This is a genomic window from Microbacterium sp. (assembly GCF_029263575.1).
Lineage (GTDB): Bacteria > Actinomycetota > Actinomycetes > Actinomycetales > Microbacteriaceae > Microbacterium.
In genome coordinates this window covers 1-4,597 of sequence record NZ_JAJUFV010000200.1, presented here as the reverse complement: position 1 = coordinate 4,597, position 4,597 = coordinate 1, and the positions used below count along the sequence as shown (strand labels likewise).

Below are 4,597 nucleotides of genomic sequence, written 5' to 3'. Positions count from 1 at the left end.
TCAGACACGGCATGCATCGACCCGTCGACGTAGGCGGGGACGCCAGAGAGCATGTGCGTCGGAGCGGTGCCCAGACGCGCAGGCCACGCCGCCCGCACGAGGTCATGGTTGCCGCCGATACCGCCGGAGGCGACGATCGTCGATGCGGCGTGGATCTCGAACTCCCCGACGATGTCCCGTGATGACGGTTCGCCCCGTGCGCTGAGGCTCTCGGCGAGCTTGTCACCGCGAGCGCCGACCACGGTGTCTCCCTCCTGCACGAGCTCGGTCACCCGATGACGGGGAAGAACCGTCAGGGCACCGGCATCCTCAGCACGGTGTACAGCGTCGGCGAAAGGGGCGACGATGCCGGGGCCGGTTCCCCAGGTGATGTGAAAGCGGGGAACGGAGTTTCCTGGACCGATGGCGCCGTAACCGCCGCGCTCGGCCCACCCGACCACCGGGAAGAACCCGACGCCGCGCTCGCGCAGCCAGGCCCGCTTCTCGCCCGCGGCGAACTGGAGGTAAGCCTCGGCCCAGGCACGCGGCCAACGGTCTTCGGCGCGGTCGAAGCCCGCATTGCCGAACCAGTCCTGTGTCGCCAACTCGAGGGAGTCGCGCACGCCGAGGCGGCGTTGCTCGGGGGAGTCGATGAAGAACAGCCCGCCGAAAGACCACCAGGCTTGTCCACCCAGGTTCGATCGCGGTTCCTGATCGATCAGGATCACGCTCTTACCGGATGCCACGGCTTCTGCCGCGGCCACAAGCCCAGCCAATCCCCATCCGATGACGAGGACGTCTGCGGACAGGGGCGCGTTGGTCATGAGCTCTCCGTTGAATCCTCACTGCGGCTGCGGGCTTCCATCAGGGCCCGGCCCGCGGGGGCCGGACCGATACCTGACGGTTCCATGGTGTTCACCATGGCATAAGCCGCACGCTCAAGATAGTCCCAGAGGGTCGCTTCATGCATCGGCGACAGCGCCACCTCGTCGAGGGCGGTGCGCATGCATCGCAACCATCGATCCCGCGCATCCGGGTTGACGTGGAATGGCACGTGGCGCATGCGCAGGCGCGGATGTCCGCGACGCTCGCTGTAGGTGCCCGGTCCGCCCCAGTACTGCACGAGGAACAGCGTCAGCCGTTCTGCCGCGGGGCGCAGATCTTCTTCCGGATACATCGGCTTCAGCACCGGATCGATCGCAACTTCGCGGTAGAAGACGTTCACGATCTTCTCGAAAGTCTCGTAGCCGCCGACCTCGTCGTAGAAAGTCATGAGTCCCCCTCCGTCTGCGCGGGTTGGCCCGGCGTGTTCTTCTTTCGCCAGATGCCTCGGGCGCTGGGCGGCGCATCGGCGATCGGGCTGGGTCTGGTCGTGGGCGGGCTGGCGCCTCGAACGCGTCGCGCCCCTTCGAGACCGGTGGGCGTCACCGATTCCAGGCTCGGCAGGGCGAGGCCCATCTTCTCGATCGTGGCCTTGAAGCGCATGCGCAGTTCCCGGGCGACATCGTCTTTCGCATTGGCCCGCGTGCGAAGCACGACGCGGATGACGAGAGCGTCGCCGGAAATCGATTCCAGCCCCCACACCTCGGGCTGGTCAACGATCCTCGTTCGCCAACGGGGGTCACTGGCCAGGCCCTGAGCTGTGGTGAGGAGCTCCGCTTCGACAGCGGCCACGTCGGCGTCGACCGGGACTCCGAGATCGATGATCGCGCGTGCCCACCCCTGCGACATGTTTCCAATACGCAGAATCTCACCATTGCGGACGAACCACAGCGTGCCGTTGACGTCGCGGATCTGTGTGACACGAACGCTGACGTGTTCGACGACGCCGCTGGCGAGCCCGGTGTCGACGACGTCACCGATTCCGATCTGATCCTCAGCGACGATGAACAGACCGTTGAGCACGTCTTTGACGATGTTCTGCGCACCGAAGCCGAGACCGGCGCCGACAGCAGCGGTCAGCAGCGTCAACGAGCTGAGCAGCGCAGGCGAGAGGATCCAGACGATCAGCAACACGACGATCACGACGAGGATCACGTTGATGATGTTCTGCAGGATCGACCCCAGCGTGCGCGTGCGCTGGATCAGACGCATGTCGGCGAGAGGCGATCGCTCAAGGGCCTGCGTGTCGTCAACGTTGGCCTTCGATTTCGCACTGTTGACGATGCGCTGCACGACACGGCGGATGACCAGGCGCAGCACAAACCCGATGACGACGGCGACGACGATGACGATCGCGACATTCAGCGCTTTGCCACCGATTGTGCGCAGCACCTCCGTGAAGCCCGTCCAGTCGAGTTCGACGACGGGCGGTGCTTCTGCACCGAAGGCGCCGCTACGAGGGATCCACACCCTCTGATTCTACTGAGCCTCCTAGTCTTCGGACTCAGGATCCTCTGCGTCTCGCGCCTGGGCAGACAGGGCGCGCTCGACATCGGCGAGGCCCTCGCTGACGAGTCGCCGCAGCGCCTGCGGGGCGTCGGCGTTGGCAGACAGCCAGGCGCGTGTGGCATCGCGCAGCTCGGTGTTGGCGAGCGCTGTCGGGAACAGACCGACGATCAGGTACTGGGCGATCTGGTACGTACGCGACTCCCAGACCGGCACCAGCATGTCGAAGTAGTCCGTCACGAATTCGCCGAGCACTCCGATGCTGTTCGGGTGCACGAACCCGGCCGCCGCGGAGCGGACGATCGTGTTCGGCAGCTCGGCGTTGTCGATGAGCGACTCCCAGGCGACCCGCTTGTCTGCGACGGTGGGTAGAGCGGCGCGAGCCAGTGCGGCGAACTCGGCACCCTTTGACGTGTTGTCAGCGTTGAGCGCGGCGTCGATCGCGGAGCCATCGGTCGCCCCGATCGAAGCGAGGCCGACCAGGAGCTGCCACGACAGATCGGTGTCGATCTCAAGCCCGGGGAGCGTTTCCTCGCCCGAGCGCAGACGACCGATGATTCCGGCGTGCTCGGCGTTGACGAGCGCACCGGCGAACGCGGTGACGAACTGCAGCTGGCTGTCGCTTCCGGCTGGCGCGCTCTGGGCGAGCTCCCACAGGCCATCGGCGACCTTCAGGCGAACCGCGTCACGATCGGCGGGCGCGACGTACAGTGTGGCGGCGGTGCGCAACTGGGCGAGCGTCGTGCGCACGGTGGTCGATTCGGTCTCGCGGCCGATGTTTCCGAGCACGAGATCGACGTAGTCGGATGCCGCGCTTTCGGCGTCGCGGGTCTGATCCCAGGCCGCACCCCACACGATCGAGCGTGCCAGGGGGTCGGCGATCGCGCCGAGGTGTGCGATCGCGGTGGCCAACGAGCGCTCGTCGAGACGGATCTTGGCGTACGCGAGGTCGTTATCGTTGAGCAGCACCAGGTCGGGGCGTGTGAGCCCGTGCAGCTCGGGAACCTCGGTGCGGTCGCCGTCGACGTCGATCTCGGCGTAGTGAGTGCGCGTCAGAACGCCATCCACGTTGTTGTAGAAGCCGATGCCGAGTCGGTGCGGGCGAATGGTCGGATAGTCCGCCGGGGCCGTCTGGGTGATGGCGAAGCGGGTGATGGAGCCGTCGGAATCGTCGGCGATGACGGGGGAGAGGGTGTTGACTCCGGCGGTCTCGAGCCACTTCTTCGCCCACGCGCTCAGGTCGCGGCCGCTGGTCGCTTCAAGCTCGGCGAGCAGATCCGTCACCTCGGTGTTTCCCCAGGCGTGCTTCTGGAAGTACTGACCGACACCGGCGAAGAACGCTTCGATGCCCACCCATGCGGCGAGCTGCTTGAGCACCGATCCGCCCTTGGCGTAGGTGATGCCGTCGAAGTTGACCTGAACGTCTTCGAGATCGTTGATCTCCGCGACGATCGGATGCGTGGAGGGAAGCTGGTCCTGGCGGTATGCCCAGGCCTTCTCCATGGCGTTGAACGTGGTCCAAGCCTCAGTCCACTCCGTTGCCTCGGCCGTGGCAATGGTCGATGCCCATTCGGCGAACGACTCATTCAGCCAGAGATCGTTCCACCACTTCATGGTGACCAGGTCGCCGAACCACATGTGGGCCAGTTCGTGCAGGATCGTGACGACGCGGCGTTCCTTGACGGCATCGGTCACCTTGCTGCGGAAGACATAGGTCTCGGTGAATGTGACGGCGCCGGCGTTCTCCATCGCCCCGGCGTTGAACTCCGGTACGAAGAGCTGGTCGTACTTCGCGAAGGGGTAGGCAACGCCGAACTTCTCTTCAAAGTAAGCGAACCCCTGTCGGGTCTTGTCGAAGATGTAGTCCGCGTCGAGGTGCTGCCAGAGGCTCTTGCGGCCATAGACGCCGAGGGGAATCACCCGGCCATCCGCGCTGGTGAGCTCAGAGAACGTCGACTCGTAGGGGCCGGCGACAAGAGCGGTGATGTACGACGAGATCCGTGGCGTCGGCTCGAAACCCCAGGTGGCTGTGGAGCTCTCATCGTGAAAGATCGGCTCGGGCGTGGGGGAGTTGGAGACGACCTTCCAGGTGTCGGGACTCGTGACCGTGAACTGGAACGTCGCTTTCAGATCAGGCTGCTCAAACACCGCGAACACGCGTCGCGAGTCAGGAACCTCGAACTGCGAGTACAGGTACACCTCGTCGTCAACAGGATCGACGAATCGATGC

General features: G+C 65.3%; 4 protein-coding genes. All 4 read right to left on the bottom strand.

All coding sequences use genetic code 11. The annotated features are described in order from the left end of the window. Positions 1-803, bottom strand: an 803-nt coding sequence (locus tag Q1J95_RS14640; protein WP_300268883.1) for an FAD-binding protein, incomplete at its 3' end; no start/stop codon positions are given. Then, positions 800-1,252, bottom strand: a complete 453-nt coding sequence (locus Q1J95_RS14635; RefSeq protein ID WP_300268880.1) for a globin — start codon at positions 1,250-1,252, stop codon at positions 800-802. The genes Q1J95_RS14635 and Q1J95_RS14640, both read right to left, overlap by 4 nt. After that, positions 1,249-2,241 carry a mechanosensitive ion channel domain-containing protein gene (locus Q1J95_RS14630; RefSeq protein ID WP_300268884.1) on the bottom strand — a complete coding sequence of 331 codons (993 nt, stop codon included), beginning with the start codon at positions 2,239-2,241 and terminating at the stop codon, positions 1,249-1,251. Before Q1J95_RS14630 ends, Q1J95_RS14635 begins: the two co-directional genes overlap by 4 nt. Before the next feature lie 111 nt (positions 2,242-2,352). Next, the coding region (gene pepN, locus Q1J95_RS14625; protein WP_300268878.1) for an aminopeptidase N at positions 2,353-4,597 on the bottom strand (2,245 nt) is incomplete at its 5' end.